The sequence below is a fragment of the Kosakonia sp. HypNH10 genome (assembly GCF_029850615.1).
Lineage (GTDB): Bacteria > Pseudomonadota > Gammaproteobacteria > Enterobacterales > Enterobacteriaceae > Kosakonia > Kosakonia cowanii.
Map to the genome: position 1 here is coordinate 82,094 of NZ_JAOTIU010000001.1, position 25,054 is coordinate 107,147.

Annotated in this window: 28 protein-coding genes and 1 pseudogene; 15 read left to right on the top strand and 14 right to left on the bottom strand. The window is 56.7% G+C overall.

From position 1 onward, the window contains the following. The first annotated feature begins 5 nt into the window (after nt 1–5). Genes rsxG through nth form a run of 3 tightly spaced genes read left to right on the top strand, consistent with a single transcriptional unit; the run spans nt 6 to nt 1,963 of the window. The gene (gene rsxG, locus N7V53_RS00425) at nt 6–626 is read left to right on the top strand and encodes an electron transport complex subunit RsxG (RefSeq protein ID WP_279791507.1); all 621 of its coding nucleotides are present in this window, start codon (nt 6–8) and stop codon (nt 624–626) included. Between the two features lie 3 nt (nt 627–629). Then, a complete protein-coding gene (locus N7V53_RS00430) occupies nt 630–1,331 on the top strand; it encodes an electron transport complex subunit E (protein WP_076769773.1) in 702 nt (233 codons plus the stop codon). After that, on the top strand, nt 1,331–1,963 hold the full coding sequence (nth, locus tag N7V53_RS00435) for an endonuclease III (protein WP_023481795.1): 633 nt from the start codon (nt 1,331–1,333) through the stop codon (nt 1,961–1,963). Before N7V53_RS00430 ends, nth begins: the two co-directional genes overlap by 1 nt. 4 nt (nt 1,964–1,967) lie before the next feature. On the opposite strand, the gene N7V53_RS00440 is transcribed toward nth, so the two are convergent. Next, nucleotides 1,968–2,393 carry a CopD family protein gene (locus N7V53_RS00440; RefSeq protein ID WP_279791510.1) on the bottom strand — a complete coding sequence of 142 codons (426 nt, stop codon included), beginning with the start codon at nt 2,391–2,393 and terminating at the stop codon, nt 1,968–1,970. 742 nt (nt 2,394–3,135) lie between these two features. Here N7V53_RS00440 and dtpA point away from each other — a divergent pair. After that, the gene (dtpA, locus tag N7V53_RS00445; protein ID WP_023481746.1) at nt 3,136–4,638 is read left to right on the top strand and encodes a dipeptide/tripeptide permease DtpA; all 1,503 of its coding nucleotides are present in this window, start codon (nt 3,136–3,138) and stop codon (nt 4,636–4,638) included. 105 nt (nt 4,639–4,743) lie between these two features. Then, nucleotides 4,744–5,349, top strand: a complete 606-nt coding sequence (gene gstA / locus N7V53_RS00450; RefSeq protein ID WP_279791512.1) for a glutathione transferase GstA — start codon at nt 4,744–4,746, stop codon at nt 5,347–5,349. A gap of 81 nt (nt 5,350–5,430) precedes the next feature. Here gstA and tyrS read toward each other — a convergent pair whose 3' ends face one another. The 4 genes from tyrS to anmK all read right to left on the bottom strand — a co-directional run bounded on the left by tyrS (nt 5,431) and on the right by anmK (nt 9,096). Further along, nucleotides 5,431–6,705: a tyrosine--tRNA ligase gene (tyrS, locus tag N7V53_RS00455; RefSeq protein ID WP_054802846.1), complete on the bottom strand. Its 1,275-nt coding sequence runs from the start codon at nt 6,703–6,705 to the stop codon at nt 5,431–5,433. 141 nt (nt 6,706–6,846) lie between these two features. Then, complete coding sequence (gene pdxH, locus N7V53_RS00460; protein WP_270220808.1) at nt 6,847–7,503, bottom strand: pyridoxamine 5'-phosphate oxidase; 657 nt, start codon at nt 7,501–7,503, stop codon at nt 6,847–6,849. Between the two features lie 56 nt (nt 7,504–7,559). Next, nucleotides 7,560–7,880: a C-type lysozyme inhibitor gene (gene mliC / locus N7V53_RS00465; RefSeq protein ID WP_124968452.1), complete on the bottom strand. Its 321-nt coding sequence runs from the start codon at nt 7,878–7,880 to the stop codon at nt 7,560–7,562. A gap of 91 nt (nt 7,881–7,971) precedes the next feature. Beyond that, nucleotides 7,972–9,096 (bottom strand): anhydro-N-acetylmuramic acid kinase, encoded by a 1,125-nt coding sequence (gene anmK, locus N7V53_RS00470; protein ID WP_279791516.1) that lies wholly within the window; start codon nt 9,094–9,096, stop codon nt 7,972–7,974. Between the two features lie 282 nt (nt 9,097–9,378). Between anmK and slyB the strand changes: the two genes are divergently transcribed. Then, on the top strand, nt 9,379–9,846 hold the full coding sequence (slyB, locus tag N7V53_RS00475; RefSeq protein ID WP_023481629.1) for an outer membrane lipoprotein SlyB: 468 nt from the start codon (nt 9,379–9,381) through the stop codon (nt 9,844–9,846). Nucleotides 9,847–9,935: 89 nt separating this feature from the next. Here the strand turns inward: slyB and slyA are convergent, their stop codons facing one another. Continuing rightward, a complete protein-coding gene (gene slyA / locus N7V53_RS00480; RefSeq protein WP_034814017.1) occupies nt 9,936–10,376 on the bottom strand; it encodes a transcriptional regulator SlyA in 441 nt (146 codons plus the stop codon). 154 nt (nt 10,377–10,530) lie between these two features. Between slyA and N7V53_RS00485 the strand changes: the two genes are divergently transcribed. The 3 genes from N7V53_RS00485 to N7V53_RS00495 are packed head-to-tail and all read left to right on the top strand — an operon-like array spanning nt 10,531 to nt 13,654. Beyond that, nucleotides 10,531–10,767, top strand: coding sequence for a DUF1656 domain-containing protein (locus N7V53_RS00485; RefSeq protein ID WP_023481365.1), 237 nt, complete (start codon nt 10,531–10,533; stop codon nt 10,765–10,767). Nucleotides 10,768–10,769: 2 nt separating this feature from the next. After that, nucleotides 10,770–11,633, top strand: coding sequence for an HlyD family secretion protein (locus N7V53_RS00490; RefSeq protein ID WP_279791520.1), 864 nt, complete (start codon nt 10,770–10,772; stop codon nt 11,631–11,633). Further along, complete coding sequence (locus N7V53_RS00495; RefSeq protein ID WP_279791522.1) at nt 11,630–13,654, top strand: FUSC family protein; 2,025 nt, start codon at nt 11,630–11,632, stop codon at nt 13,652–13,654. The genes N7V53_RS00490 and N7V53_RS00495 overlap by 4 nt, the downstream gene beginning before the upstream one ends. On the opposite strand, the gene sodC is transcribed toward N7V53_RS00495, so the two are convergent. From sodC to N7V53_RS00510, 3 genes are all read right to left on the bottom strand, one after another. Beyond that, the gene (sodC, locus tag N7V53_RS00500; RefSeq protein ID WP_279791524.1) at nt 13,647–14,168 is read right to left on the bottom strand and encodes a superoxide dismutase [Cu-Zn] SodC; all 522 of its coding nucleotides are present in this window, start codon (nt 14,166–14,168) and stop codon (nt 13,647–13,649) included. The genes N7V53_RS00495 and sodC overlap by 8 nt on opposite strands. Before the next feature lie 78 nt (nt 14,169–14,246). Beyond that, nucleotides 14,247–15,143: an aldo/keto reductase family oxidoreductase gene (locus tag N7V53_RS00505; protein WP_279792691.1), complete on the bottom strand. Its 897-nt coding sequence runs from the start codon at nt 15,141–15,143 to the stop codon at nt 14,247–14,249. A 48-nt stretch (nt 15,144–15,191) separates the two neighbouring features. Further along, on the bottom strand, nt 15,192–15,431 hold the full coding sequence (locus N7V53_RS00510; RefSeq protein WP_023481760.1) for a DUF1289 domain-containing protein: 240 nt from the start codon (nt 15,429–15,431) through the stop codon (nt 15,192–15,194). Nucleotides 15,432–15,551: 120 nt separating this feature from the next. On the opposite strand from N7V53_RS00510, the gene N7V53_RS00515 reads away from it, so the two are divergent. From N7V53_RS00515 to rnt, 4 genes are all read left to right on the top strand, one after another. Further along, on the top strand, nt 15,552–16,148 hold the full coding sequence (locus N7V53_RS00515; protein WP_279791527.1) for a TetR/AcrR family transcriptional regulator: 597 nt from the start codon (nt 15,552–15,554) through the stop codon (nt 16,146–16,148). Between the two features lie 56 nt (nt 16,149–16,204). After that, nucleotides 16,205–17,299, top strand: coding sequence for an alkene reductase (locus N7V53_RS00520; RefSeq protein WP_279791529.1), 1,095 nt, complete (start codon nt 16,205–16,207; stop codon nt 17,297–17,299). Between the two features lie 95 nt (nt 17,300–17,394). Next, entirely contained in the window at nt 17,395–17,802 is a 408-nt protein-coding gene (gloA, locus tag N7V53_RS00525) for a lactoylglutathione lyase (RefSeq protein WP_023481879.1), read from the top strand. Nucleotides 17,803–17,893: 91 nt separating this feature from the next. Then, nucleotides 17,894–18,550, top strand: a complete 657-nt coding sequence (gene rnt, locus N7V53_RS00530) for a ribonuclease T (protein WP_023481488.1) — start codon at nt 17,894–17,896, stop codon at nt 18,548–18,550. Nucleotides 18,551–18,579: 29 nt separating this feature from the next. Here the strand turns inward: rnt and N7V53_RS00535 are convergent, their stop codons facing one another. Further along, on the bottom strand, nt 18,580–19,518 hold the full coding sequence (locus N7V53_RS00535) for an omptin family outer membrane protease (RefSeq protein ID WP_279791531.1): 939 nt from the start codon (nt 19,516–19,518) through the stop codon (nt 18,580–18,582). 228 nt (nt 19,519–19,746) lie between these two features. Further along, nucleotides 19,747–20,091 carry a Grx4 family monothiol glutaredoxin gene (locus tag N7V53_RS00540; protein WP_023481856.1) on the bottom strand — a complete coding sequence of 115 codons (345 nt, stop codon included), beginning with the start codon at nt 20,089–20,091 and terminating at the stop codon, nt 19,747–19,749. Between the two features lie 333 nt (nt 20,092–20,424). Between N7V53_RS00540 and N7V53_RS00545 the strand changes: the two genes are divergently transcribed. After that, the gene (locus tag N7V53_RS00545) at nt 20,425–21,270 is read left to right on the top strand and encodes a C40 family peptidase (protein ID WP_023481630.1); all 846 of its coding nucleotides are present in this window, start codon (nt 20,425–20,427) and stop codon (nt 21,268–21,270) included. A 44-nt stretch (nt 21,271–21,314) separates the two neighbouring features. On the opposite strand, the gene N7V53_RS00550 is transcribed toward N7V53_RS00545, so the two are convergent. Beyond that, nucleotides 21,315–22,484: an MFS transporter gene (locus tag N7V53_RS00550; RefSeq protein ID WP_124968461.1), complete on the bottom strand. Its 1,170-nt coding sequence runs from the start codon at nt 22,482–22,484 to the stop codon at nt 21,315–21,317. Between the two features lie 166 nt (nt 22,485–22,650). After that, nucleotides 22,651–22,740, bottom strand: a complete 90-nt coding sequence (locus N7V53_RS00555; RefSeq protein ID WP_094192965.1) for a YnhF family membrane protein — start codon at nt 22,738–22,740, stop codon at nt 22,651–22,653. A 297-nt stretch (nt 22,741–23,037) separates the two neighbouring features. Between N7V53_RS00555 and purR the strand changes: the two genes are divergently transcribed. Beyond that, nucleotides 23,038–24,063: an HTH-type transcriptional repressor PurR gene (gene purR / locus N7V53_RS00560; RefSeq protein ID WP_023481848.1), complete on the top strand. Its 1,026-nt coding sequence runs from the start codon at nt 23,038–23,040 to the stop codon at nt 24,061–24,063. Here the strand turns inward: purR and punR are convergent. After that, nucleotides 24,060–24,993: pseudogene (gene punR, locus N7V53_RS00565) on the bottom strand (DNA-binding transcriptional activator PunR). The gene purR and the pseudogene punR overlap by 4 nt on opposite strands. Between the last annotated feature and the right edge of the window lie 61 nt (nt 24,994–25,054).

Consider the following 25,054-nt stretch of genomic DNA (forward strand, 5'->3'; position numbering starts at 1 on the left):
CCGTCATGCTAGATACAATGCGTAAACATGGCGTCACGCTGGCTCTTTTTGCCGCTGGCTCCACCGGACTGACCGCCGCCATTAACCAGATGACCAAAAGCACCATCGCCGACCAGGCGGTATTGCAGCAAAAAGCGCTCTTCGACCAGGTGCTGCCGCCCGAGAGCTATACTAACGCGCTGGCGCAGAGCTGTTATGTGGTGAGCGACCCGGCGCTCGGCAAAGGCCCGCATCGCGTGTGGATTGCGCAGAAGGACGATAAACCGGTAGCGGCGGTGATTGAATCCACCGCGCCGGATGGCTACTCCGGTGCTATCCAGCTGCTGGTCGGCGCGGATTTTAGCGGCACGGTGCTGGGCGTGCGTGTTACCGAACACCATGAAACGCCGGGCCTGGGCGATAAAATCGAGCTGCGCATCAGTAACTGGATCACCTACTTTACCGGCAAGAGAATCGATGGCCCGGCCGACAGCCACTTCGCCGTGAAGAAAGATGGCGGTGATTTCGATCAGTTTACCGGTGCGACCATCACCCCGCGCGCGGTGGTGAATGCAGTGAAACGTACCGGAATTTACGCTATGACGCTGCCTGAGCAGCTGTCCCGTTTGCCAGAGTGTGGAGAGTAAACGATGAGCGAAGTAAAAGAGGTTATTGTCCAGGGGCTGTGGAAAAACAACTCCGCGCTGGTGCAGTTACTCGGCATGTGTCCGCTGCTGGCGGTAACGTCGACCGCTACCAATGCCCTCGGGCTGGGGCTGGCGACCACGCTGGTGCTGACCCTGACCAACCTGTTTATCTCCCTGCTGCGTCGCTGGACGCCGTCGGAGATCCGTATTCCCATCTACGTGATGATCATCGCCTCGGTGGTGAGCGCCGTGCAGATGCTGATCAACGCCTATGCTTTCGGCCTCTATCAGTCGCTGGGGATCTTTATTCCGCTGATCGTCACCAACTGTATCGTGGTCGGTCGCGCAGAGGCGTTTGCGGCGAAAAAAGGGCCTGCGCTCTCGGCGCTGGATGGTTTTGCCATCGGTATGGGGGCGACCGGCGCGATGTTCGTGCTTGGCTCGATGCGTGAGATGCTCGGCAACGGCACGCTGTTTGACGGCGCGGATGGCCTGCTGGGAAGCTGGGCCAAAGGGCTGCGCATCGAAGTGTTCCATACGGACTCCCCTTTCCTGCTGGCGATGCTGCCGCCGGGCGCGTTTATCGGCCTCGGTATGATGCTGGCGGTGAAATACTTAATCGATCAGAAAATGAAAAAACGTCGTGAAGCCGCCGCCGCCGCGCAGGTCAACGACGCGCCAGAGACCTCGCCCGGGAAGGCATAATGAATAAAGCGAAACGCCTCGAAATCCTCACACGGCTGCGGGAGAACAACCCGCACCCGACCACCGAACTGAACTTCACCTCGCCGTTTGAGCTGCTGATCGCCGTGCTGCTCTCAGCCCAGGCGACGGATGTCAGCGTCAATAAAGCGACGGCGCTGCTTTACCCGGTTGCCAATACGCCGCAGGCGATGCTGGAGCTGGGCGTGGATGGCGTGAAGCAGTACATCAAAACCATCGGCCTTTACAATAGCAAAGCGGAGAACGTCATTAAGACCTGCCGCATTTTGCTGGAAAAACATGGCGGTGAAGTGCCGGAAGATCGCGCCGCGCTGGAAGCGCTGCCGGGCGTCGGGCGTAAAACCGCCAATGTGGTACTCAATACCGCCTTTGGCTGGCCGACTATCGCTGTCGATACCCACATTTTCCGCGTCTCAAACCGTACGCGCTTTGCGCCGGGGAAGAATGTCGAAGAGGTGGAGGAGAAGCTGCTGAAAGTGGTGCCGACGGAGTTTAAAGTCGACTGCCACCACTGGCTTATTCTGCACGGGCGATACACCTGCATCGCCCGTAAACCCCGCTGCGGCTCCTGCATCATTGAAGATTTGTGCGAATACGACAGCAAGACCGATTAACGCCTCAGAAGGGGCGTACCACCGCCAGCAGCGTAATCACCACCGTAAACAGCACCAGCAGCCGCGTTGCGTTGTTCAGCGCGCCTGTACGCTTAAGGGTTTCACCGTTCGCCAGACGGCGCAGCGTGGCGGAGAGAAAACCGTGCAGGCCCGATAGCAGCACCACAAACACGATCTTGACGATTAACCACAGGTGCGGCATCTGCCCGTAGGCCACCAGCATGGCGATCCCGGCAATCCACAGCACGATCATCGCCGGGCTGGTCATTCTGCGGTTCCAGCTGCGTACATCGTTAAGCAGAATCAGGGTGGTACTTTTATCTTTCTGTCGCAGGCTCCACTGCGCCACCATGGCGCTCATCAGCATGCCGCCAATCCAGACGATTGCGCTGACAATATGTACTGCATTGATCCACGGATGAAAATTCATCGCTTTGCTCCCATAAAAAAGAAGTCAGAAGTCTGCCACTGCAGCCCCCTGCTGTCATGAACAACCGGCTTATGCGGGCAAGAATTGTTAATTATTTCTCTGTTAAGTGTATCGCTTGCAAAAAATGCCGCCACAAAGTGGCTGATTTTAGGAGATAACTCATTGTGATATGCCTCACAACTCTGCAAAAGAGTCACCCGGTGACACGATCGGGCAGCCGAATGGCGCTTTGAGCAAATAATCATCCGCTTATACACTTTCTGACAGTCGAAACCTTTTTTTAGAAGAAAAAAATCCAACGCCAGGCGCTTTGAGGCTTATTTGCTAAGGTAATGTTAATAAAGGGCTAAATGTTAAAATTTACGCGTCCCTGATATCCATCCCACGCCCTCTCTGGCGGGACATCCAACCAGATATGTCTCAGAAACCAGCCCGATGCACTGCCTGTGCGCGAAAATAGCCGAACATATCCCTTACTGCTGTTTCAGCATGTTAAGAACCAGTAGAAAAATCCACTTTTACCAAAATGATAAAATTAAACTCTGAATAACAATTCAGTTTGCCGAGCAAAGTTATGCGTTGGATCTATGTAACAGAATATGTCAAAAGACTTGCCTCATGAGCCAGGATAGTGAACATTACCCGCCGTTTCTCCTCCCAATATAACTAAAAGCGTGATGCAAACTGGTTATCGCGCGCTGAACACCCCCCGTTAATATGGGATGTAAAAAAAGAGGTCTACGTGTCAACTGCAAACAAACCAACAGAAAGCGTCAGCATGAACGCTTTCAAACAACCGAAAGCGTTCTATCTCATCTTCTCGATCGAATTGTGGGAACGTTTTGGTTACTACGGCCTGCAAGGAATTATGGCCGTTTACCTGGTTAAGCAACTGGGAATGTCGGAATCAGACTCCATTACGCTCTTCTCCTCCTTTAGCGCGCTGGTCTATGGCCTGGTGGCTATCGGCGGCTGGCTGGGCGACAAAGTGCTCGGCACCAAACGTGTGATCCTGCTGGGCGCGATTGTGCTGGCACTCGGTTATGCGCTGGTGGCCTGGTCAGGTCACGATGCCAGCATCGTCTATATGGGCATGGCAGCGATTGCCGTCGGTAACGGTCTGTTTAAAGCCAACCCCTCTTCGCTGCTCTCCACCTGCTATGACAAGGATGACCCGCGTCTCGACGGCGCGTTCACCATGTATTACATGGCGGTGAACGTTGGCTCCTTCTTCTCAATGCTGGCAACGCCGTGGCTTGCTGCCCGCTTTGGCTGGAGCACCGCGTTTGGTCTGAGCGTCGTTGGCCTGCTGATCACCATCGTTAACTTTGCTTTCTGCAAACGCTGGGTGAAAAACTACGGCTCCAAACCGGACTTCGAACCGCTGCGTATCGGCTACCTGCTGGCGACCATCGTCGGTATCGCGGTGCTGATCGCTATCGCCACCTGGCTGCTGCATAACCAGGGTATCGCGCGTATGGTTCTGGGCGTGATCGCACTGGGCATTATCGCCATCTTCGCGAAAGAGACCTTTACCCTGCAGGGCGCGGCGCGTCGCAAGATGATCGTCGCCTTTATCCTGATGGTGCAGGCTATCGTCTTCTTCGTGCTCTATAGCCAGATGCCGACCTCCCTGAACTTCTTCGCAATCCGTAACGTTGAACATACCCTGTTCGGCATCGCGTTTGAGCCGGAGCAGTATCAGGCGCTGAATCCGTTCTGGATCATTATCGGCAGCCCGATTCTTGCCGCTATCTATAACAAAATGGGCGATACCCTGCCGATGCCGCACAAGTTTGCCATCGGGATGGTGCTCTGCTCTGGCGCGTTCCTCGTGCTGCCGCTGGGTACCAAATTCGCCTCTGATGCCGGTATTGTTTCCGTAAGCTGGCTGATTGCGAGCTACGGCCTGCAGAGTATTGGTGAGCTGATGATCTCCGGCCTTGGCCTGGCGATGGTCGCGCAGCTGGTGCCGCAGCGTCTGATGGGCTTTATTATGGGTAGCTGGTTCCTGACCACCGCGGGCGCGAATATCATCGCTGGCTACGTGGCTAACCAGATGGCGATCCCGGAGAACGTTACCGACCCGCTGATGTCCCTGAACATCTACGGTAGCGTATTCCTGCAGATTGGTATTGCGACGGCGGTGATTGCCGTGCTGATGGTGCTGACCGCGCCGAAGCTGAACCGCATGACCCAGAGCCGTGACGACGCGGATGAAGCGTCCAAAACCGCTACTGCCTAATCGCAAGCGGGTAAAAATGAAGAAGCCGTTAACGTCAGTTAGCGGCTTTTTTTTTATGCAACGGCGTACTACTCTATGCCGGAATTCAGATAAAAGGAAACGTCGATGAAACTGTTCTACAAGCCAGGTGCCTGCTCACTCGCCTCCCATATCGCGCTGCGCGAAGCCGGGAAAGAGATCTCCCTTATTAGCGTCGATCTGATGAAAAAACGTCTGGAAGATGGCGAAGACTTTTTCGCGATTAACCCGAAAGGCCAGGTTCCCGCGCTGCTGCTGGATGACAATACGCTGATCACCGAAGGCGTTGCCATTATGCAATACGTTGCGGATAACGCGCCGCAAAGCCAGCTGCTGCCCGCTGTCGGCACCCTGCCGCGCTACAAGGCGCTGGAGTGGCTGAACTATATCGCTACCGAGCTGCACAAGGGCTTTACCCCGCTGTTCCGCCCGGATACGCCGGAAGAGTACAAACCGACCGTGCGCGCACAGCTTGAGAAGAAGCTGCACTACGTTAATGACGCCCTGAGCGGTAATGGCTGGATCAGTGGCGAGCACTTCACCATTGCCGATGGCTATCTCTTCACCGTGCTGCGCTGGGCGCATGCGGTAAAACTCGATATGAGTGGTTTTGGCAATATTGAAGCCTACATGGCGCGCGTGGCGGCCCGACCGGCAGTGGCTGCGGCGCTCTCTGCGGAAGGCATTGCCTGATTTACAGCAGCCTGCCTGAACGCAGGGCAAAGAAAAAGGCGGGAATATCCCGCCTTTTTTATCGTCTGAAGCCAGAGAAAATTACTTCCAGCACACCAGGCAGTAGTTCTTCTTACCGCGACGCAGCAGCGTGTAGCGACCAAACAGACGGTCGGCATCGGTGAAGAAGTACTCCGGATCGGCCTGCTTTTCACCGTTGATGGTGACCGCATTAGAGGCGATGGTTTTGCGCGCCTGACCGCGAGACGGTTGCAGCTCGGAATCAACCAGCGCCTGCATCAGATCCGCGCCCTTCTCCATCTCAACCATCGGTACGCCATCCTGCGCCAGCTGCTCAAAGTCGGCTTCGCTGAGATCGCTCAGCGTGCCGTTGAACAGGCTTGCAGTGATGCGTTTCGCGGCGGTCAGACCCTCATCACCGTGAACCAGACGCGTTACCTGCTCGGCCAGCACATACTGCGCGCGCGGCGCTTTCCCGCTGTTCTTATCCTCTTCTTCCAGCGCGTTGATTTCGGCGATGTCCATAAAGGTGAAGAACTTCAGGAAGCGATAGACATCGGCATCGGCGGTGTTGATCCAGAACTGGTAGAACTTGTACGGGCTGGTTTTCTTCGGATCGAGCCACACCGCGCCGCCTTCGGTTTTACCAAACTTGGTGCCGTCGGCTTTGGTGATCAGCGGTACGGTCAGGCCGAAGACCTGGTTCTGATGCAGACGACGGGTCAGGTCGATACCGGAAGTGATGTTGCCCCACTGATCGGAGCCGCCAATCTGCAACGCCACGCCGTAGCGCTCGTTCAGGCAGGCAAAGTCATAGCCCTGCAGCAGGTTGTAGGAGAATTCAGTGAAGGAGATGCCGACATCATCGCGGTTCAGACGCTGTTTGACCGCTTCTTTGTTAATCATCTGGTTAACAGAGAAGTGCTTACCGATGTCGCGCAGGAAGGTCAGCACGTTCATGCTGCCGAACCAGTCGTAGTTGTTCGCCGCGATAGCTGCGTTCTCGCCGCAGTCAAAATCGAGGAACGGTGCCACCTGGTTGCGGATCTTGTCGACCCACTCCTGCACGGTATCTTCGGTATTGAGTTTACGCTCGGAGGCTTTAAAGCTCGGATCGCCGATAAGCCCCGTGGCGCCGCCCACCAGCGCGACCGGTTTGTGACCCGCCTGCTGGAAGCGTTTCAGGCATAACAAAGGAACCAGATGCCCCAAATGCAAGCTGTCTGCGGTGGGATCGAAGCCGCAATAGAGCGCGATTGGCCCCTGCGCCAGTCGCTCTGCTAACGCTTCCTCATCCGTCACCTGGGCCACCAGGCCCCGCTCTTGCAATTGTTTAATCAAGTTACTGCTAGCCATCAAATTCTCCATGTATAAAACGGACTGCACCTATGCCGGTACACGACTTTTCGCCAGATGCGAAAGGATACTTCAGGGGGGCAGATAGCATAAAGCGCCGGGCTACGTTGCACCAGCGCTTATCACAACATTTTCGGCGTTTTACGGTGCCAGACGGTCGATTTTCCACGCGTTATTTTCACGCTGGTACAAAAAACGATCGTGGAGACGATTTGCGCCGCCCTGCCAGAACTCCATCTGCTCAATCGGGATGCGATAGCCGCCCCAGAAACTGGGCAGTGGTACCTCGCCCTGCTGGAATTTCTGTTTCAGTTCGAGGAATTTGCTTTCGAGGATACCGCGCGCCGAGATGCGGCTTGATTGCTTCGAGACCCATGCGCCAATCTGGCTGTCGCGCGGGCGGCTGTGGAAATATTTCACCACTTCAAGGGTGGAGAGACGCTCCGCTTTGCCGGTCACCATCACCTGGCGCTCCAGCATGTGCCACGGAAAGAGCAGGCTGATGGCCGGATTATGTTCCAGATGCTGCGCTTTACGGCTGCCGAGGTTGGTATAGAACACCAGCCCTTTTTCGTCGTAGTGCTTGAGTAGCACAATGCGCTGATAAGGCTGCCCCTGCTCATCGACGGTGGCGACCACCATGGCCGTCGGGTCAGCGAGCTGCGCTTCACACGCCTGGCCAAGCCAGCGTTCAAAGAGCGTTAAAGGGTCAGCGGGAAGATCGGCGCGGCGCAGACCGCCTTTGGTGTACTCACGGCGCAGGTGCGCAATGTGCTGCAATTGATCGTTATCAGTCATGGCGTTAGCGAAAGTTGTCCTCAGGGAGAGCTATTATGCGCCCCCCGGTGAAAATCTCAACGCTGCGGAATTAACTGACAGTTGTTTAAGACAATGCGGTCGCGTTTATAGACGGTGGCGCCGTCACCTTTTGACCAGAATACGTACACGCCGTCGGTGTAACGCGCGCCCGAGGCGGAGAGCCCCTGCTGAAGTGTTAGCTGCTGGTTATCAAGCACGAAACTCGCCTGCTGGCGGGTCTGGTTAATCTTCACGGTAAGCGGCTTTTCATCGCACTGATAGGCGAGAGTGTCGGTGTGCATGCGCTCGACGAACTGGTTGTAATAGCTGCATCCGGCGAGCAGCGCGGGCAGGCAGATGATAAGGATTTTTTTCATAGGATACTCCGGGACGCTCCTGGTCACGGAGAGCGAAGCGCCCTCCTTAAACCCGGTCAGTCTAGCGGCGTACCCCTGAAGTGGAATGCGGTTAACTCTGATTCTGCCGTGGGTTAGCCGGGAAGATCGCCCCCAGCACCGTTGGCGCGGCAGCCCCGGTCACCGAGGGGAGATTGCCCGGCAAGCCAGCCAGCGTGCGCCAGGCCAGCCATGCAAAGGCGAGCGCTTCCATATCGTCGCCGCTGATCCCGGCATCATCGGTCGGAGCCACTTCAATACCCGGCAGTTGGCTTGCCAGACGCGCCATTAAAAGCGGGTTGTGGCTGCCGCCACCGCACACCAGCAGCCGCTCGCAGCCGCCGCTGAGTAACACTTGTTCGGAGATGGTGACCGCCGTCAGCTCCACCAGCGTTGCCTGCACATCGCTGGCGGCAACTCCCGGATAGTGAACAAGGTGGCGCTCCAGCCAGGCGGCGTTGAAATACTCCCGCCCGGTGCTCTTCGGTGCCGGCTCGGCAAAATAGGGGTCGCTCAGCATTCTTTGCAGCAGCGGCAGGATCACTTTGCCTTCGCTCGCCCACTGCGCGTTCTCATCATAGGGTTTGCCCTGATTACGCCAGATCCACGCATCAAGCAGCATATTACCCGGCCCGGTGTCGAAACCTCTGACCGGCTGGCCAGGGATCAAGAGGGAGAGATTGGCGATACCGCCGATATTGAGCACCATACGCCGCTCAACCGGGTGCGCGAGCAGCGCGTGATGAAAAGCGGGTACCAGCGGCGCGCCCTGCCCGCCGAGGGCCATATCCCGGCGGCGAAAATCGCCGACCACGGTAACGCCGGTACGCGCGGCGATCTGGTTGTTATCGCCGATTTGCAGCGTGTGCGGCGCCACGCCCGTTGGTTCGTGCCAGACGGTCTGGCCGTGACAGCCAATCGCCACGATATCCTGGGCAATGAGCTGCTCTCTGTCCATCAGTGCTAATACCGCATCGGCAAAGAGTTTGCCGAGCTGCGTGTCGAGGCGACCGAGCTGCGAGAGGGTTAGCTCCTGCCCCTGGCAGATGCCGAGGATCCCCTCTTTCAGCGGCAGCGGAATGGGAAAGGTCAGGCTTGCCTGCTGCGCGACCATGGTGTCGTCGATGGCGGCCAGCACCACATCCACCCCGTCCAGGCTGGTGCCCGACATCACCCCAATATAGCGACCTGATTTCATACCCCTTCCTTTCATGTATGGCAAAGAGGCTCCACTCCACCATAAAGCGTCCGTTTACGCCATCGACTGCAAACACTTTTTAACAATCCTCACCCTTTTGCTTAAGTGTAAATGGCGCAAAGTACGCTTATAATCGCTTCGTTTAGATCGGGTTGATCGCGCTTTGTGTATCATTTTTTTCGGGAATTGGCTGAAGATTCGAGTGGCATTGCGAATATGCCATATAATTTAGCCATGACGGATGCTCGCAAGGGCGTTTCATGGTGAACAGGAGATTCATAAATGATGTTACGTGCACTGGCAGTTTCGCTGGTTGGTTTTACATTGGCTGGGTGTGTGAATAACGACTCGCTCTCCGGCGACGTCTACTCTGCATCCGAAGCCAAACAGGTGCAAAATGTCACTTACGGCACCGTGGTTAACGTTCGTCCGGTGCAGATTCAGGGCGGTGATGACAGCAATGTTATCGGTGCGCTGGGCGGTGCCGTGCTGGGTGGTTTCCTGGGCAACACCATTGGCGGCGGCGCAGGTCGTTCGCTGGCAACCGCCGCAGGTGCAGTAGCCGGTGGCGTTGCGGGTCAATCCGCGCAGGGTGCGATGAACAAAACCCAGGGCGTGGAGCTGGAAATTCGTAAAGATGACGGCAACACCATTATGGTGGTGCAGAAACAGGGTAAAACCCAGTACGTTGCAGGTCAGCGCGTCGTGATGGCGAGCAACGGCCGCGAAATTACCGTTTCCCCGCGTTAATCACAAGCGTGTGCGGTCATGCTAATGGCCGCATAAGCCTGCCCTCAACGGGCATAAAAAAAGCCTTGCGATTGCAAGGCTTTTTGCTTTCAGTCTCGCGACTGGAGCTCAGTGATATTGTGCTCCAGCCGGGCAATCATCTTAATTAACATATCCAGCTCCTCCGCAGAGAACCCGGATAAAATCTCACCCCGGGTCTTACGAATTACCGTCTCCATCTGATCGATGATAGGCGACGCTTTCTCGGTCAATTTAATGCGTTTTGCCCGCCGATCGCTGGCGCAAGTCTGGCGAGAAATCAGGCCCTTCTCTTCCAGTTGATCGAGCGTGCGCACCAGTGAAGGCTGCTCAATGCCGATCGCTTTTGCCAGTTGAATTTGCGACTGATCGGGCGGTAACTGATGAATATTGTGCAGCGTCACCCAGTGTGTCTGCGTTAATTCCAGAGGTTTTAGGCGATGGTCAATCAAAGCACGCCAAATGCGCACTAAGCGTGCCAGATCAGAACCTAATGGCGATTCCAATTTCATCTCCTTATAATTAGTTTGCTAAGTTATTATACTCATTTTAGAATAGTTTGCAGCATTTATATTTGTAAAACAAATATATTGGTCGCCTCGCCAGGGCTTGTGCCGTGCCGCTTTCCGCCCCCCTGGCGCACTTATTTAAACAGGACAGTGACGCGTGAAGTTAACCTCAAGTTCTCCCGATTTACCCTTCCAGGATCTTATCTTTGGCGCCTCGGTCTATTTCCCGCCGCTCTTCAAAGCCGTGATGCTGGGCTTTTTCATCTGGCTGATGGCGCACCGCCTGCTGCGCGACTGGATCTACGCGGGCGATATCTGGCACCCGATGCTGATGGATCTCTCCCTCTTTGTGATTGCGTTGAGCCTCGCGCTCGGCCTGTTGATGGTGTGGTAACAATGCGGCTTAACTCACTGAAGTATTTCTCAACGTTATTGGTCGTGGCGATTGCGCTGGCCGCAGGCTGGTGGATGTGGAACATCTATATGCAGTCGCCCTGGACGCGGGATGGCAAAGTACGCGCCGAGCAGGTGAGCATCACGCCGCAGGTCTCCGGCAGTATTCGCCAGCTGGCGGTGAAAGATAACCAGTATGTTCACGAAGGCGATCTGCTGTTTCTGCTTGACGATACCCCTTATCGCATTGCGGTGGTGAATGCCGAAGGGCAGCTGGCAAAGGCGCAAACGGAGCTGGCAAAAGCCAACAACGAAGCCAATCGCCGACGCCACCTCTCCCATAACTACATCTCGGCCGAAGATCTCGACACTGCCAATATCGGCGTCAAAGCGGCGCAGGCCGATGTCGCCGTCGCCACGGCGCAACTCAATCAGGCGAAATGGCAGCTGGCGCAAACCCGCGTTACCGCGCCGGTCGATGGCTGGGTGACTAACCTCTCTGCGCGCACCGGCAACTACGCCACTGCCGGTCAACCGGTGTTTGCACTGGTCGACAGCCACTCGTTTTACGTTGTCGGCTATTTCGAAGAGACCAAACTGCGCCACATTCGTGAGGGTGCCGCGGTGAAGATTGTGCTCTACAGCAGCAACAAAACGTTACAGGGTCACGTAGCCAGCATTGGCCGCGCCATTTACGATCAGAGCGTGGAGGCCGACAGCGGGCTGGTGGCCGATATTAAACCCACCGTTCCGTGGGTGCGGCTGGCGCAGCGCGTGCCGGTACGCATCCAGTTTGACGCCCTGCCGCAGGATATGACGCTGGTGGCCGGCACCACCTGCACCGTGACCATCAGCGAGCAGCCGTGAGCAGGCTAGCGCGGCTGTGGCAAAACCTGCCGTGGGTCAAGGCGACCGGCGGGCAGTGGCGCTACGCACTGCGTAACGGCATTGCTATGTGCCTGGCGCTGACGCTTGCCTATGCGCTCAACCTTGACGAGCCTTACTGGGCGATGACCTCTGCGGCGGTGGTCAGTTTTCCCACCGTCGGCGGCGTAATCAGCAAAAGCCTCGGGCGCATTGCCGGTAGCCTGCTTGGGGCGTGCGCCGCACTGATTATCGCCGGGCAAACCCTTAACGATCCGTGGCTGTTTCTGTTTGCCATGGCGGGCTGGATAGCCTTCTGTACCTGGGCCTGCGCCCAGTTCACGAACAATGTCGCCTACGCCTTTCAACTGGCGGGTTACACCGCCGCCATCATCGCCTTTGCGATGACCAATATCACCGAAATTACCGAACTGTGGGATATCGCCCAGGCGCGCGTCTGCGAGGTGATCCTCGGCATTCTGTGTGGCGGCATGATGATGATGATCCTGCCCGGCACTGCCGATGGCCCGACGCTGCTCGCCGCGCTCAGAAGGATGCATGCCCGGTTACTGGAGCACGCCAGCCTGCTCTGGCAGGCGGAAACAAACGACGCGATCCGCAACGCACATGAGAGCGTGATTGGGCAGATCCTCACCACCAACCTGCTGCGCATCCAGGCCTTCTGGAGCCACTATCGCTTTCGCCGTCAAAACCGGGTGCTCACCTGGTTGCTCCATCAGCAGTTACGCATGACCAGCGTCATCTCCAGCCTGCGGCGAATGATGCTCAACTGGCCCGACGCGCCTGCCACTTTGCGCCCGGTGCTTGAGCAACTGCTGGCAGAGCTGGCACATCACGATGCCGATGCGCTAACGGTCGCCCGCATTATTGCCCCGCTGGCGCCGACGCCGCAGGCTGACTATCGCCATCACGCTTTCTGGCAGCGGCTGCGCTACTTCTGCCGTTTATACCTCGCCAGCAGCCGCTGGTTACGCCAGCTGGAAAACGCATCGCCGGTAAGCGAAGCGCTGCCGCCGCGCAGCCCGGCGTTAATGCGCGATATCGACAATGCCGAGGCGTTATGGAGCGGGCTGAGAACCTTTGTCGCGCTGATCATGGTCGGAGCATGGAGTCTCAGCGCGCAGTGGGAGCATGGCTCCGCCGCGCTGACGCTGGCAGCGATCAGCTGCGTGCTCTACTCCGTTTCGCCCGCGCCGTTTAACTCTTTAACCCTGCTGTTGCGGACACTTGCCCTGCTGACGTTGTTCAGCTTTGTGGTGAAATTTGGCCTGATGGTGCAGATCAACGCGCTGGCGCTGTTTCTGCTGTTTCTCTTTCCGCTGCTTACCACCCTGCAATTGCTCAAGCTCCAGATGCCAAAGCGCGCTGGGCTGTGGGGGCAGTTGATTGTCTTTATGGGTTCGTTTATTGCGGTAAGCGACCCGCCGGTATTTGATTTTGCCGATTTTCTCAATGCCGACCTGGCAAAAATCCTCGGTGTGGCGCTGGCCTGGCTTGCCTTTGCGGTGCTGCGACCGGGGTCGGATGCGCGCAAAGGCCGTCGCCATATTCGCGCCCTGCGCCGCCATTTTGTTGACCAGCTGAGCCGCGCGCCAAGGTTGCAGGAACACCAATATGAGTCGGTTGTTTATCACCACATTAGCCAGCTTAGTAACAGCCAGGATGCGCAGGCGCGGCGCTGGTTGTTGCGCTGGGGCGTGGTGCTGCTCAACTGCTCGCATGTGGTGTGGCAACTGCGTGACTGGGAAACGCGTTCTGATCCGTTGAGCCGGGTGCGCGATCGCGCCATTGGGCTGCTGCGGGATGTGATGAGCGAACGCGGCGTTCAGCAACGATCGCTGAATGCCACGCTCGCAGAGTTAGAGCGGATTTGCGCGGCGCTGGGCCAGCATCACCAGCCCGCCGCGCGCGAACTCGCCTCGCTAATCTGGCGTCTCTACTGCGCGCTTGCCCAGCTGGAAAATGCGCCCGCGCCAGGGACCATCAGCGAGCCGGTTACTTAATTACGCCGCAGGCATAACGCGCCCCGCCACCGCCGAGCGGTTTTGGCTGATCGGACATGTTATCGCCACCGACATGGATCATCAGCGCCTTGCCTTTCACCTCATCCAGCTTTTTCAGGCGCGGCGCAACAACGGCATCGGTCGCTTTGCCATCGTTATTGACCATCAGCACCGGCAGGTCGCCTAAATGGCCTTCCCCCTCTGGTCCTGCATGTTTGCCCGTGTTATGGGGATCGAGGTGGCCGCCCGCGGCTTCAGCGGCAGAGGGCTTGCCCTCTTTCATTGCTGGCTGACAGCTGCCTTTGGCATGGACATGGAAACCGTGCTCGCCGGGCGGCAGCGCATTGAGATCGGGCGCGAACTCCAGCCCTTTATCGGTTTCGCTGATCTTAACGCTACCGACGGACTGCCCGACACCCTGCGCGGTAACGAGGTTCATCTGCACTTCTTCACTGGCGGCCTGCGCACCCGCACAGGTGAGCAGAGCCAGCATTGCCAGACTAAAACGCTTCATATGACCTCCGTTGGATTGTTTTCGCTCTGTAAGTGTAGGCCAGAGCGGCAGATTTCACCGGGAGGTCATAGCGTTAGCTTACGGCACGTCGTAGCCGAGCGCCGCTTTGCGGATGCGGAACCACTGTTGGCGGGACATCTGAAGATTCAGCGCGCCAAGGGATGAACGGACGCGCTCAATTTTACCGGAGCCGATAATCGGCAGCGGCGAAGAGGGTAAACGCAGCACCCAGGCATAGATCACCTGCTCGATATTTTCGGCATTCAGCTCCGTTGCCACCTGGTGCAGCTCATCGCGCAGCGGCTGGCAGTCGACATCGCTGAAGATGCGCCCGCCGCCCAGGCAGGACCACGCCATCGGGCGGATGCGCAGCTGCTGAAGCTGATCGAGCGTGCCATCAAGCAGCAGCGGCTGATGAACCGGCGAGATCTCCACCTGATTAGTGACCAGCGTAAACGGCAGCCGCGATTGCAGCAGCGAGAATTGCGCAGGTGTGAAGTTGGAGACGCCGAAGTGGCGCACTTTACCGCTCTGGTGCAGCTGTAAAAAGGCTTCGGCAACGTCGTCGGCATCCATCAACGGATCCGGGCGATGGATCAACAGTAGATCGAGATAATCGGTCGCCAGGTTGCGCAGCGACTGCTCGGCGCTGTGAATAATATGGTCGCGTTCGGTAATGTAGTGGCCGAGCGCGTGTTCCGGCTTCGCGGTGGTGGCGATACCGCATTTAGTGACCATCTCCATACGCGCGCGCAGATGCGGGGCAAGCTTGAGGGCTTCGCCGAAGGCGGCTTCACACTGATAGCCGCCATAGATATCGGCATGATCGACAGTGGTAACGCCAAGATCGAGATGGGCTTCAATAAAACTCACCAGCTGGCGCGGGGTAAAGTTCCACTCCATCAGGCGCCAGTAACCCATCACAAAACGTGAGAACTCAGGACCTTGCGGCGCAAGGGCAATACGCTGGACCATCATAGTTTCCTCGAAGGTAATTTGCACCGAGTATACCCATTTTTGCCCTTAAAACAGCGAAGGTTGATCAGGTTCTTCCGGGGGTTGGTCACGCATTGCGCGCAATTTACGCTGCCAGCGCTGGCGGCAGAGGCGCAGCACCTCCTGCTTTTGCGCGTCGCTCATCGCTTGCCAGTTAAAGCGCTCATCGCGGCTGCGCATACAGCCACGGCAAAAGCCGCGCTCATCTGACTGGCAGATGCCGCGACACGGACTCTGGACCGGGAAAAACTCCAGTTGTTCAGGCAATGGACGCTCCATAGATGCAGGCTTTCTCTACATTCAAGACCGCGGTGAGATATTGCGCAACTGTTAAAAACGCATTGTTCGCCAATTGCCATCACAAAGTTCGCCCGCTAGAGTGTGTCGATGCGCAAGAATTCTGAACACGACACACGCGAACACTTACTGGCAATCGGCGAGCAGCTCTGTATGCACCGCGGCTTTACCGGCATGGGGTTAAGCGAATTACTGAAAACGGCGGAAGTGCCGAAAGGCTCCTTCTACCACTACTTTCGCTCGAAAGAGGCGTTTGGCGTGGCGCTGCTTGAGCGCCACTATGCGGGTTACCACCAGCGGCTGGCGAACCATTTTGCCAGCGGCCCGGGCACGGCGCGCGACAGATTGCTGGCCTATTATCAGGAGACGCTGAATCAGTTTTGCCAGCAGGGTCACATCAGCGGCTGCCTGACGGTGAAGCTCTCGGCGGAAGTGTGCGATCTCTCGGAAGATATGCGCACGGCGATGGACAGCGGCGCACGGGGAATTATCGCCCTGTTAGCTAAAGCGCTGGAACAGGGACGCGAGGATAAGAGTCTCGCCTTTGCCGGCGAAGCGCGCTCCCAGGCGCAGGTGTTATATGCGCTGTGGCTCGGCGCAAACCTGCAGGCAAAAATTTCGCGCAGTGCCGTGCCGCTGGAAAGCGCGCTGGCGCATGCGCAGCAGATCATTATCCGGCCTGAATAACATCAGGCTTTTTATTTCACTTTTCACTAGTCGACCGGTCTATTCAGGAGTTGTTTATGTCCAGTAAATTATTTACGCCGTTGAAAGTCGGTGCCATTACCGTACCGAACCGCGTGTTGATGGCGCCCCTGACGCGCCTGCGCAGCATTGAACCGGGCGATGTTCCGACGCCGCTGATGGCGGAGTACTACCGCCAGCGCGCCAGCGCCGGGCTTATCATCAGTGAAGCGACGCAAATCTCCGCCCAAGCCAAAGGCTATGCGGGTGCGCCAGGTCTGCACAGCGACGAGCAGATCGCCGCATGGAAAAAGATTACTGATGCAGTCCATGCCGATGATGGCCGCATTGCGGTTCAGCTGTGGCACACCGGCCGTATCTCTCACAGCAGCTTACAGCCGGGCGGTGCCGCACCGGTTGCGCCGTCTGCGATCAGCGCAGGTACCCGTACCTCACTGCGTGATGAAAACGGCAACGCTACCCGTGAAGATACCTCCATGCCGCGCGCGCTGGAGACCGATGAGATCCCGGGCATCGTTAATGATTTCCGCCAGGCCGTCGCCAACGCGCGCGAAGCTGGTTTTGATCTGGTTGAGCTACACTCTGCCCACGGCTACCTGCTGCACCAGTTCCTTTCACCTTCAGCTAACCAGCGTGCCGACCAGTATGGCGGTAGCGTTGAAAACCGTGCGCGCCTGGTGCTGGAAGTGATTGACGCGGTGTGTGAAGAGTGGAGCGCCGATCGCATCGGTATTCGCGTCTCGCCAATCGGCTCTTTCCAGAACACCGACAATGGCCCGAACGAAGAAGCTGATGCGCTCTACCTGATTGAAGAGCTGGGTAAACGCGGTATCGCTTATCTGCACATGTCCGAGCCGGACTGGGCGGGCGGTGAGCCCTACAGCGAAACGTTCCGTGAAAAAGTGCGTGCGCGCTTCCATGGCCCGATTATCGGCGCTGGCGCATACAGCGTTGAGAAAGCCGAAGACCTGATCAACAAGGGGCTGATCGATGCCGTGGCGTTTGGCCGCGCCTATATCGCTAACCCGGATCTGGTAAAACGCCTGCAGCTGAAAGCGGAACTCAACCCGCAGCGCCCGGAAAGCTTCTATGGTGGCGGCGCAGAAGGCTACACCGACTACCCTTCTCTCTGAGAAGCGGATTGAGATTTGATAGCGGCCCGGATCGGCCGCTATACTAAAACCGTGTTTCGAACCGGAACGTTAACGCATTCATAAAAGAGGATATTATGCGCTTACTTCACACCATGCTGCGCGTCGGCGACCTGCAACGCTCAATCAATTTCTACACCAACGTGCTGGGCATGAAACTGCTGCGCACCAGCGAAAACCCGGAGTACAAATATTCGCTGGCTTTTGTCGGTTACGGTGATGAGAGCGAAGAAGCGGTGATTGAGCTGACCTACAACTGGGGTGTCGACAGCTATGAGCTGGGCACGGCGTATGGTCACATCGCGCTGAGCGTGGAAAATGCGGCAGAGTCCTGCGAAGCGATCCGCAAAAACGGCGGCAACGTCACCCGTGAAGCTGGCCCGGTTAAAGGCGGCACCACGGTTATCGCCTTCGTTGAAGATCCGGACGGTTACAAAATCGAACTGATTGAAGAGAAAGACGCCGGACGCGGTCTGGGTCACTGATCCCCCCGGGCGCGCAATGCGCCCGCTGTTTTACATCTTTCCGTAAAATTTGCCATAATGCGCTGCCCTTTTTTCCTATCAAGAGATCCTGATGTCCGATAATGCTCAACTGACTGCTCTGTGCGACCGTTTTCGCGGTTTTTACCCTGTGGTAATCGATGTTGAAACCGCCGGGTTTAACGCCAAAACCGACGCCCTGCTGGAGGTCGCCGCCGTTACGTTAAAAATGGATGAGCAAGGCTGGCTGATGCCTGACAGCACCCTGCACTTTCACGTTGAGCCATTCGAAGGAGCTAATTTACAACCGGAAGCGCTGGCGTTTAATGGGATCGACCCGACGAACCCGCTGCGCGGCGCGGTGAGCGAATACGACGCCCTGCACGCCATTTTTAAACTGGTGCGCAAAGGGATGAAAGAGCAGAACTGCAACCGCGCGATCATGGTGGCGCACAACGCGACCTTCGATCACAGCTTTATGATGGCCGCCGCCGAGCGCGCGGCGATGAAACGCAATCCGTTTCACCCCTTTGTGACCTTTGATACCGCGTCATTAAGCGGGCTGGCACTGGGTCAGACCGTGCTGTCAAAAGCCTGCGCGGCTGCCGGTATCGACTTTGACGCTACCCAGGCGCACTCGGCCTTATACGATACAGAGCAGACCGCACGGCTGTTTTGTGAAATCGTTAACCGCTGGAAGCGGCTTGGCGGCTGGCCGCTGCCGACGCCAGAAGTCGATTCAGAAGCCTGAAAAAAACCGGTCTGTTGACCGGTTTTTTATTAAAAGTGGTAGACCAGCCCGGCGGTGGTGAGCAGCGCGGAGTGTTCTATCCCGGCGCTATCCTTAAAAGAGGCGCGCGCATAGGTACCGTCCCTGGAGAAGATGGCGGTATTGGTCCCTTTTTTGTTTAACGTGCGATCCCACGTGCTTTCCAGATAGAGCTTTACCTGCTGCGTGACGTAATAGCCGACGTTAGCCGAAAGGGAAAAGCTATGCTGGTGCCGGGTAGTATCCCTGAAGGTGATGCTGCGTAAGTAGTGCTGGTCTGTCGCTTGTGCTCTTACCCAGCGGCTATATTTCAGACTGGTTCCTGCTTCAACATTGCCATAGCGATAACGACCGGTCAGGCCAACATAGGGTATGTTGAAGCGCTGTGAATATCCGAGAACTTTCACATCATCGAAACGGCCAACCTTTGCGCCATTATTACGGCTGAACGTGCCGCCGTGCGCCGTGAAGCTGGTTCGGCTTTGCCGATAACCGCCCATCACGCCAAGCCGCCAGTCAGGCTGGTGAACGAGCCAGCCCGTCAGATGGAGATCCCACTGGTTAGCGAAATTGAGCCACGTATGAGGGTGAGAGCTATGGTCGATCCATCGGGTTTGCGATGCCTGCTGCCAGTCGTAATCATCCATCTTGCTGCCACTGTGCGCGACAGTTGTCCACCCGGACGCACCGACAGTGAGCCATGACTGCACCGGCCACTCGATAGAGCCCTGCACCACGACAGCGTGACGATAACGCCAGTCAAGCTGGCTGACTTTGCGTCCGCCCTCATCGGTATCGTAAACCCGCTCCTTCGCCGTTCCGCTCAGGGTGCCCAGTGAGAGAGTGGTCACCACATCTTCCCTGCTTGCCAGCGGCTGCTGCTGCGCCGTTACTGAAAAAGCAAAGAGAAACGTCATCAACGTAATTATCTTGTCTATTTTTTTCATCATTCATCCTGAATTAAGGCAATCCTGTTCACAGCTTGTCATCACAAAAAGCATGCCTGGGTTTATCAAAATTCTTAAAATAGGATAATTAACAAAGGGTTACACTCAAAATTTGCACAGTAATACCCAATAATTTAGGTTAAGTCAACACGCCGTAAGCAGGTGACAGGCAATAAAAAAGGGCTCATGTCGAAACATGAGCCCTTTCCAGGCAGAGCCAATAACAGCGGGTTATTCGGCGTCCGGTACGCCTTTATATTTAGCGGCAGCCTCTTTGATCAGCGGCTGCAATTCGCCACGCTGATACATTTCGATAATGATATCGCAGCCGCCAACCAGCTCACCCTCAACCCACAGCTGCGGGAAGGTTGGCCAGTTTGCGTATTTTGGCAGTTCGGCACGGATATCCGGGTTTTGCAGAATATCCACATAGGCAAAACGCTCGCCGCATGCAGAGAGCGCCTGTACCGCCTGGGCGGAGAAACCGCAGCTTGGCAGTTTCGGCGAGCCTTTCATGTACAGCAGAATCGGGTTCTCAGCGATCTGGCGCTGAATTTTCTCAAGAGTCTCACTCATTGTCTTTGCTTCCTTCAACTTCTTCTACGGCAGAGATCGAACATTGTAGCGGGTCAGGCTGGCTTCGGAAAATAACATTTTATTCACCGCGCGGATTTAAGGTGTTACAGGCACGATAAGGTAAAGGTGACTTAAGCCAACCCGGCGCGGTTCAGGCGGCGGAAAAACCGTTTTTAGCGAAACGTTTTGCTCGTTTTTTTGCGCTTGTTAACGAAACGACGCTATAGATGCAAAAACAGTATTAACGTTTGGGCTTTTTATAGATTAGAATCGACGAGTTTTTTAAATCATACGCAAGCATTATAGATGCCTGCCCTAACAGGGGATTGCTCAGTGGCGCGGATACCAAAAGCTTCAATCACGCTCTGTGCTTTGTTGTTCACCACGTTGTCTTTCACGCCATTAGCGAGCGCTTCTGAACAAGCGCCAGCCTCGGCCGTGCAAAAAACACATCTGGCGAAAGCATCCGAACGTAAGAAAAAAAACAGTTCTACAAAAACAGCAAAGAAAAGCAGTGGCACTCCAGCAGAAAAAGCCAGCAGTAAAAAAACCGCAAAAACCAAAACGTCGACCAAATCGATAAAAAAGAAAAACAGCGCTACCCCGCAGAAAACCGCTAAAACTCCCTCGCGTCGTAAAGCATCCAGTTCACAGAAAACCGCAACCGTTAGCTGGACTGAGAAGTGTACGCCGCGCAAAGGCCACAAGCCGCACTGTATTAAAGTGAAAAGCAGCCAGGCGGGCACGCTGGCAGACGTGCATAAACTGCGCGTGCAAAAAGTGCAAAAAACCGCGATGTCGAAGCTGATGAACCAGCTTGGCAAACCCTACCACTGGGGCGGTACCTCGCCGAAAACCGGTTTTGATTGCAGCGGGCTGGTCTATTACGCCTATAAAGATCTGGTGAAATTCCGTATTCCGCGTACCGCCAATGAGATGTATCACCTGCGTGATGCCTCACCGGTTAACCTGCGTGAGCTGGAGAGCGGCGATCTGGTCTTCTTCCGCACCCAGGGTCGCGGCACCGCCGATCACGTTGGCGTCTATGTTGGCAATGGCAAATTTATCCAGTCACCGCGCAGCGGCCAGGATATTCAGGTCACTTCATTAAGCGAAGATTACTGGCAGCGCCACTATGTTGGTGCGCGCCGCGTGGTCACGCCGAAAACCATTCGCTAATCCCCTCTCCCACCTGCCGCTCACGCGGCAGGTGTTACTTCGCCTTACTCCGCTGCCGCGCAGACGCGCGACGCTGAATTACGCCCGGAGAAAAGCACCAGCAGCAGCCCCAACCCGGCAATAATCGCCCCCATCACCGGAACGAAGCTGTAGCCGAGGCCGCCGGAGATCACCGCCCCGCCTGCCGCCGCGCCAAGGGCATTACCGAGGTTGAAGGCGCCAATATTGACCGATGACGACAGCCCCGGTGCTTCATGGGCAACACGCATTACGCGCATCTGCAACGGCGGCACTACCGCGAAGGTTGCCGCGCCCCATACCACCATGGCGATCGCCGCACCGATCTCGCTGCGCGCCAGCAGCGGGATCGCCAGCATGATGGCAATCAGCAGCAGTAAAAAGCCTTTCAGCGTGCCGGTTACCGAGCGGTCCGCCAGTTTCCCACCCAGAAAGTTACCAATCGAGAAACCAACGCCAATCAGCACCAGCATGGCGGTGACAAACACCGGCGTGGCATCCGTCAGCGTGCGCAACACCGGCGAGATGTAGGTATAGAGGGTAAACATTGCCCCGGCACCGAGCACGGTGGTCAGCAACGCCGTCAGCACCTGCGGGCGCATCAGTACCGCCAGTTCGTTGCGCACATTGGGTCGCGCGCCCGCGCCGCCTTTCGGTAATGAGAAGAAGAGCGAAACCATGGAGATCACCCCAAGCCCGGCGGTTGCCATAAAGGACATGCGCCAGCCGATGGTCTCCCCAAGCCAGGTGGCGGCGGGCACACCGCCGATATTGGCGATAGTCAGCCCCATAAACATCGTCGCCACCGCGCTGGCCTGCTTCTCTTTCGCGACAACGCTTGCGGCGACTACCGAGCCAAGGCCAAAGAACGCGCCGTGGTTAAGGCTGGTGATAATACGGGCGATCATCAGGGTGGCGTAATCCGGCGCGATGGCAGAGAGCACATTGCCGACGGTGAAGATCGCCATTAAGAAAATCAGTGCATTACGACGGCCACGATGGGAAAGCAGCAGCGTCATCAGCGGCGCACCCACCATAACGCCGATGGCGTAGGCGCTGATCAGCATCCCCGCCGCCGGAATAGAGACCCCGACGCCCTGCGCAATCACCGGCAGTAACCCCATCGGTGAGAACTCGGTGGTGCCAATGCCAAAGGCACCAATTGCCAGCGCAAGCAGGGGGAAATTTATTTTCATCTTTTGACTCCGAAATGGACATGCCGACCCTCTACCGGGTCGCGAAAGGCAAAAGTATGACAGGAGTCACAAAAAACAGAAGTGAGCGTACGGAGAAAAGTTTATTGCGCAACGGGGAACAATGGTGGCGCAAGAACCGAGGGAGAGAGCTCTCCCTCGCATCAGATCAATGCAGTGCAGCGGTCAGCGCGCCGAAAACGATCAGGCTCAGAACGATGACGGTGGTGAAGAGTGAATACTTAAGATCGGTGCTCATCAATTTTTCTCCATTTAATTTCCCCACAAAAAGTGAGCCTGCGCATTTTTGCACAAATTATCTGAAAAATCTTGCGCGAATTGGCAGCAGAACCGTTTTAATACTTCCCCTTTTGCTCAAGATCAGACAAAATTCGACGCTAAATTTATTAGCGTACCGGCCATTGACTCCCCTCCTGACGTCCAGTGTCGTTTTCCCGGCGTACCGCACTCACTTTGATGGGTTCAGGGTGATTAAAGGCAAACGTTTACCTCAAGAATTATCAGGAGCTTACGATATGGTCTGGAGTAATATCTGATGGCAACGATTAAAGATGTCGCGAAACGAGCAAACGTTTCCACTACAACCGTATCACATGTAATTAACAAAACCCGTTTTGTCGCCGAAGAGACGCGCAACGCCGTCTGGGCGGCAATCAAAGAGCTGCACTATTCGCCAAGCGCCGTCGCGCGCAGCCTGAAAGTGAATCACACCAAATCGATTGGTCTGCTGGCAACCAGCAGTGAAGCGGCCTACTTCGCCGAGATCATCGAAGCAGTTGAGAAGAAGTGTTTCCAGAAGGGTTACACCCTGATCCTCGGCAACGCCTGGAACAGCCAGGAGAAGCAGCGCGCCTATCTGTCGATGATGGCGCAAAAGCGTGTCGATGGCCTGCTGGTGATGTGCTCTGAGTACCCGGAAACCGTGCTCACCATGCTCGAGGAGTATCGCCATATTCCGATGGTGGTGATGGACTGGGGCGAATCGAAGGCGGACTTCACCGATTCGGTGATCGATAACGCCTTCCAGGGCGGCTATATGGCCGGCCGTTACCTGATCGAGCGCGGCCATCGCGACATCGGCGTGATCCCGGGTCCGCTGGAGCGCAACACCGGCGCAGGCCGTCTTGCCGGTTTTATGAAGGCGATGAACGAGGCGATGATCAACGTGCCGGAGAACTGGATTGTGCAGGGCGACTTTGAGCCGGAGTCCGGCTACCGCGCCATGCAGCAGATCCTCGGCCAGTCCTCGCGCCCCACCGCAGTCTTCTGCGGCGGCGACATTATGGCAATGGGCGCACTCTGCGCCGCCGATGAGATGGGGTTGCGCGTGCCGCAGGATATCTCCGTCATTGGCTATGACAACGTGCGCAACTCGCGCTTCTTTACCCCGGCCTTGACGACGATTCATCAGCCGAAAGACTCACTGGGCGAAACGGCATTCACCATGCTGCTCGATCGCATTGTGAATAAGCGCGAACAGTCGCAGTCGATTGAAGTGCATCCGCGCCTGGTGGAGCGCCGCTCGGTGGCCGATGGCCCCTTCCGCGATTACCGCCGTTAATCCCCTCCTGCGGGAGCCTTACTCCGGCTCCCGCAGCCACTCCTTATTCAACGTTTCACTGTCACCCAGGTAATCGAGCAGCCAGTTCAGCGCAGGCGACGCCTCGTTTTGTTGCCATGTCAGGCAGCAGGCGGCATCCGGAAACGGGTTTTCCAGTTCAAGCGCCACCCAGTCACCGCTATCGAGCCACGGGCGGGCAAAATGGGCCGGTACCATCCCCACGCAAAGCCCCGCCGACAGGCACGCTTCCGACGAGGCCCAGTCAGGCACCATTACCCTTTTCTGGTTATCCAGCAGCCAGGTAATGCGCTTCGGCAGCGAGCGGGAGGTATCCTCCTGAATCAGCGACGGCCAGTTGCGCAACGTCTCATCGCTAAGCGGGCCATTCAGCTGCGCCAGCGGATGCTGACGTGAGACGACACACTTCCAGCTTAAAGTGCCCATATCGCGAAAAGCATAGCGCCCCCCGACGGGGATCGCCTGCGTAGCGCCAATCGCCAGTTCAACACGGCCATCGGCGAGCGCATCCCAGACGCCGTTGAACACCTCCTGGTAGACCACCAGCTCGACATCGCTGAAGTGACGGTAGAAATCGACGATCATCTGCCGGGTGCGCGCGGGTTTCACGATGTTATCGACGGCAATCGGCAACTGCCCGCGCCAGCCATTGGCGATTTGCTGACACTGCTGGCGGGTGATCAGCATTTTTTTGATAACAGATCGCCCCTCCTTTAAAAACCAGACCCCGGCGGGGGTGAGTTCCACGTCGCGGTGGCGGCGCACAAACAGCGGCACCGCCAGCCACTCCTCCAGCTGGCGCACGGTGTAGCTCACCGCCGAAGGCACGCGGTGCAACTCCTGCGCCGCGCCGCTAAAGCTGCCGTTACGCGCTACGGCATCGACCACTTCAAGGGAGTATTCTGACCACATATTCTGCCTGCAAAATTTTTGAAACCAATGTGCAAATATTAGCGTTTCACAACCAGGAAAG

Coding starts and splice junctions, on each gene's coding strand:
- pdxH (WP_270220808.1), bottom strand. CDS start 7,503: ATGACTGATAACGATCAATTGCAGCACATTGCGCACCTGCGCCGTGAG.
- N7V53_RS00540 (WP_023481856.1), bottom strand. CDS start 20,091: ATGAGTGAGACTCTTGAGAAAATTCAGCGCCAGATCGCTGAGAACCCG.
- gstA (WP_279791512.1), top strand. CDS start 4,744: ATGAAACTGTTCTACAAGCCAGGTGCCTGCTCACTCGCCTCCCATATC.
- gloA (WP_023481879.1), top strand. CDS start 17,395: ATGCGCTTACTTCACACCATGCTGCGCGTCGGCGACCTGCAACGCTCA.
- N7V53_RS00555 (WP_094192965.1), bottom strand. CDS start 22,740: ATGAGCACCGATCTTAAGTATTCACTCTTCACCACCGTCATCGTTCTG.
- N7V53_RS00550 (WP_124968461.1), bottom strand. CDS start 22,484: ATGAAAATAAATTTCCCCCTGCTTGCGCTGGCAATTGGTGCCTTTGGC.
- slyA (WP_034814017.1), bottom strand. CDS start 10,376: ATGAAATTGGAATCGCCATTAGGTTCTGATCTGGCACGCTTAGTGCGC.
- sodC (WP_279791524.1), bottom strand. CDS start 14,168: ATGAAGCGTTTTAGTCTGGCAATGCTGGCTCTGCTCACCTGTGCGGGT.
- N7V53_RS00515 (WP_279791527.1), top strand. CDS start 15,552: ATGCGCAAGAATTCTGAACACGACACACGCGAACACTTACTGGCAATC.
- slyB (WP_023481629.1), top strand. CDS start 9,379: ATGATGTTACGTGCACTGGCAGTTTCGCTGGTTGGTTTTACATTGGCT.
- N7V53_RS00520 (WP_279791529.1), top strand. CDS start 16,205: ATGTCCAGTAAATTATTTACGCCGTTGAAAGTCGGTGCCATTACCGTA.
- N7V53_RS00440 (WP_279791510.1), bottom strand. CDS start 2,393: ATGAATTTTCATCCGTGGATCAATGCAGTACATATTGTCAGCGCAATC.
- rsxG (WP_279791507.1), top strand. CDS start 6: ATGCTAGATACAATGCGTAAACATGGCGTCACGCTGGCTCTTTTTGCC.
- mliC (WP_124968452.1), bottom strand. CDS start 7,880: ATGAAAAAAATCCTTATCATCTGCCTGCCCGCGCTGCTCGCCGGATGC.
- N7V53_RS00505 (WP_279792691.1), bottom strand. CDS start 15,143: ATGGTCCAGCGTATTGCCCTTGCGCCGCAAGGTCCTGAGTTCTCACGT.
- anmK (WP_279791516.1), bottom strand. CDS start 9,096: ATGAAATCAGGTCGCTATATTGGGGTGATGTCGGGCACCAGCCTGGAC.
- N7V53_RS00535 (WP_279791531.1), bottom strand. CDS start 19,518: ATGATGAAAAAAATAGACAAGATAATTACGTTGATGACGTTTCTCTTT.
- rnt (WP_023481488.1), top strand. CDS start 17,894: ATGTCCGATAATGCTCAACTGACTGCTCTGTGCGACCGTTTTCGCGGT.
- nth (WP_023481795.1), top strand. CDS start 1,331: ATGAATAAAGCGAAACGCCTCGAAATCCTCACACGGCTGCGGGAGAAC.
- tyrS (WP_054802846.1), bottom strand. CDS start 6,705: ATGGCTAGCAGTAACTTGATTAAACAATTGCAAGAGCGGGGCCTGGTG.
- purR (WP_023481848.1), top strand. CDS start 23,038: ATGGCAACGATTAAAGATGTCGCGAAACGAGCAAACGTTTCCACTACA.
- N7V53_RS00430 (WP_076769773.1), top strand. CDS start 630: ATGAGCGAAGTAAAAGAGGTTATTGTCCAGGGGCTGTGGAAAAACAAC.
- N7V53_RS00490 (WP_279791520.1), top strand. CDS start 10,770: ATGCGGCTTAACTCACTGAAGTATTTCTCAACGTTATTGGTCGTGGCG.